The sequence below is a fragment of the Anaerovibrio sp. genome (genome assembly GCF_051866355.1).
Classification (GTDB): domain Bacteria; phylum Bacillota; class Negativicutes; order Selenomonadales; family Selenomonadaceae; genus Anaerovibrio.
Genome location: NZ_JBJDWZ010000059.1, coordinates 1 through 3,119, shown reverse-complemented (window position 1 = coordinate 3,119; position 3,119 = coordinate 1). Strand labels below are relative to the sequence as shown.

4 protein-coding genes are annotated in these 3,119 nt (G+C 52.8%); all 4 read left to right on the top strand.

Annotated features, from left to right (window positions below; translation table 11 throughout):
- The first annotated feature begins 15 nt into the window (after positions 1 to 15).
- The 4 genes from ACI3UA_RS03450 (at position 16) to ACI3UA_RS03435 (ending at position 3,095) form a co-directional block, all read left to right on the top strand.
- The gene (locus ACI3UA_RS03450; RefSeq protein ID WP_439723433.1) at positions 16 to 90 is read left to right on the top strand and encodes a hypothetical protein; all 75 of its coding nucleotides are present in this window, start codon (positions 16 to 18) and stop codon (positions 88 to 90) included.
- Between the two features lie 29 nt (positions 91 to 119).
- The gene (locus ACI3UA_RS03445; protein WP_439723432.1) at positions 120 to 578 is read left to right on the top strand and encodes an N-acetyltransferase; all 459 of its coding nucleotides are present in this window, start codon (positions 120 to 122) and stop codon (positions 576 to 578) included.
- A gap of 613 nt (positions 579 to 1,191) precedes the next feature.
- Positions 1,192 to 2,205, top strand: coding sequence for a 3-deoxy-7-phosphoheptulonate synthase (aroF, locus tag ACI3UA_RS03440; RefSeq protein ID WP_439723431.1), 1,014 nt, complete (start codon positions 1,192 to 1,194; stop codon positions 2,203 to 2,205).
- On the top strand, positions 2,205 to 3,095 hold the full coding sequence (locus ACI3UA_RS03435; RefSeq protein WP_439723430.1) for a prephenate dehydrogenase: 891 nt from the start codon (positions 2,205 to 2,207) through the stop codon (positions 3,093 to 3,095). The genes aroF and ACI3UA_RS03435 overlap by 1 nt, the downstream gene beginning before the upstream one ends.
- The last annotated feature ends 24 nt before the right edge of the window (positions 3,096 to 3,119 follow it).

The following is a 3,119-nucleotide window of genomic DNA, read 5'->3' as shown; positions in this document are numbered from 1 at the left end:
TGGCATGGCCGCAGGGTGTGCCGGGCGCGCAGGCCTCTGTGCAGTGAATGTCCGCTGGGGGATGTGTGTCCAAGCATGGGCAAGGCATAATAGATTGAGATTTTAGAGGTGGGCACATAATGATTTTTAGGAAGGCTCGCTTTAGCGATACAGAAACGATTTTTAATTTGATAGCGGTGTATGCCAAAAATGGCGAAATGCTGGCCCGCTCCCGCAACACCATCTATGAGAATCTGCGTGATTTAGTGGTGGCAGAGGACGAGGATGGCGAGGTTGTAGGTGTCGGCGGACTGCATATTACGTGGGACGCCATGGCTGAAATTTGCGCTATGGCTGTGGCACCGGAGATGATACGTCACGGCATCGGCAGTGGCATCGTGAAAATGCTGATTGAAGAGGGCAGGGAGCTGGGGGTAAAGACAATATTTACCCTGACCTACAAGCCAAAGTTCTTTGAGGCTCTCGGCTTCCAGATTGTATCGAGGGACGATTTGCCTCACAAGATATGGAAGGACTGCATTGATTGTCCAAAGTTTCCAGACTGTGACGAGATTGCCCTGATACTCAGGGAGCAGTAAACAGTAATAAATAATAATTTTTTTATATTGTTCTTGACAAATCGCATTTTATTGAGTAGAATAAGGATGCAGGTTGAGTTGTTGTACAAATGTCCGATATTTATTCGGAGCAGGACAGCTTGACGCAAGGGTTATGTCAGTTGATGTAGTTGAATAGTTTAATGGCTATGAGCGAGAGAAATCCAGTGGGTGCTTTACAGAGAGCTGTGGGTTGCTGAAACACAGCAGAGGAAGCTGGGAATATACACTCGTGAGCCGCAGGCTGAAGTCGCCTGGCAAAAAGTCGGCGTGTGGTGCGTGATGCATCGTACAGGTGCGTTTTTTGCGGGATGTGATGGTAGGTCGTGCCGGATTGCTTCCGTTATCATGGGCTAGGATATGTTAGTATCTGAAAAGAGTGCTTGCGAAAGCGAGCAGGGTGGTACCGCGGTGAACAGCCGTCCCTGTATTTGGGGACGGTTTTTTTGTATTCAGATTTAGCTGTCCCGGCGGTTTTGACGGTTTCAGTGCCGCCTGCGGGAAAGTGGGGCAGGCCGGGTTCAGCTGATGGATTTAAATGATATGCTGACAAATTAAAATTCAACATAGTTTTATTTACACAGGAGGAATTGTTATGATTATTGTAATGGCACCAAACTCAACTCAGGCAGAGCTGGACAATGTTATCAGCAAGGTAAAGTCCCAGGGGCTGGATGTCCATCTTTCCAAGGGTACAAGCCGTACCATCGTGGGCGTTATCGGCGACAAGGCCGCTATCGGCCAGCTGGAGATGCAGCATCTCAGCGGCGTGGAAAAAACTGTCCGCATCACTGAAAAATACAAGCTGGTAAGCCGTGAATTCAAGCGGAACAACACCATCATCAACGTTGGCGGCGTGGAAATCGGCGGCGGCAAGCCTATTGTCATGGCCGGTCCTTGTGCTGTCGAGAGCATGGAGCAGCTCATGGAGTCCGCTACTGCCGTAGCAAAGGCAGGCGCCCAGTTCCTGCGCGGCGGTGCTTTCAAGCCGCGTACTTCCCCGTATGATTTTCAGGGTCTGGCAGAAGAGGGCCTGCAGATGCTGAGGGAGGCCGCTGACAAAAACGGCCTGAAGGTTGTTACCGAGGTTGTGGATCAGCGTTCCATCGAAACCGTGGCCAGATATGCTGACATACTGCAGATTGGCGCCCGCAACATGCAGAATTTCCAGCTCTTGAAGGAAGTTGGCCGTGCCGGCAGGCCGGTTATGCTGAAGCGCGGCCTTTGCGCTACCATCAAGGAATGGCTCAACGCTGCCGAGTACATCATGAGCGAGGGCTGTGATGATGTGATTTTCTGCGAGCGCGGCATCCGCACCTATGAGACTTACACCAGAAATACGCTGGATTTGAGCGCGGTAGCGGCCATCAAGGAGCTTTCCCATCTGCCAATCGTGGTTGACCCAAGCCACGGCACCGGCCGCCGCAGCATGGTGCGCCCGATGGCTATTGCCGCTATTGCCGCCGGGGCAGACGGCCTGATTATTGAGGTGCACCCGCATCCGGAGGTGGCCCTCTCCGACGGTGAGCAGTCGCTGACCCCTTCTGACTTTGAGGAAGTTATGGCAGATATCAAGCGTGTTGCTTCTCTTCTAAGAGGTGAGAACTGATGGCGGAGTTGAGACTTGCCATAATCGGGGTGGGACTGATTGGCGGCTCCCTGGGGCTGTGCCTCAAGGACAAGCTGGGAGATGCAGTATATATAACAGGTATGTGCCGCACCCAAAAATCCATGGAGAGGTCTGTGGAGCTGGGGGCTGTGGATTTTGCTTCGGATGACCCGGCAGAGGTGGTCAGGGATGCGGATATTATTTTTCTCAGTACGCCGGTACTGCAGATGGTGCCGATGGTACAGCGGCTGCTGCCCTTCATGAAGCCGGGAGCGATTATAACTGATGCCGGCAGTACCAAGCAGTACGTATGGAACGGTCTGAGGGAAATCCTGCCGCCTGATATCTACTACGTGCCGGGGCATCCTATGACGGGCAGGGAAAAGAGCGGTGTCGATGCTGCCCAGAAGGATTTGTTTGTCAACAAATGCTATGTTATCGTGGAAAATGAGGGCGTGCCAAAGGAGGCCTATGAGCAGGTGTGCAGTCTGGTCAGGCTGACGGGAGCGAATCTCACCACGCTGGATATAGCCAAGCATGACCGCTGTGCTTCCGTTATCAGCCACATTCCCCATGTGACGGCGGCGGCGCTGGTAACTCTGCTGAACAGGAGCCACGGTGACCAGGAGGCCTGCCTGAAGCTGGCAGGCGGCGGCTTCAAGGATACGACGCGCATCGCTTCCTCCAACGCGGATATGTGGGCCGATATCTGCATGACCAACAGTGAGGCGATAGTCAACCATATCAGGATTCTGCAGGGCATTCTCGGCGAGGTGGCGGAGGCCATCGAAAACAGGGACAGGGATGCTCTGTATGAATACTTTGCCGAATCGAAAAAAAGCCGTGACAGCATTCTGGAGCAGACCAGAAACATGTACGAGCTGATTTAAAATTGGGTATAGTAAAGGCTCTGC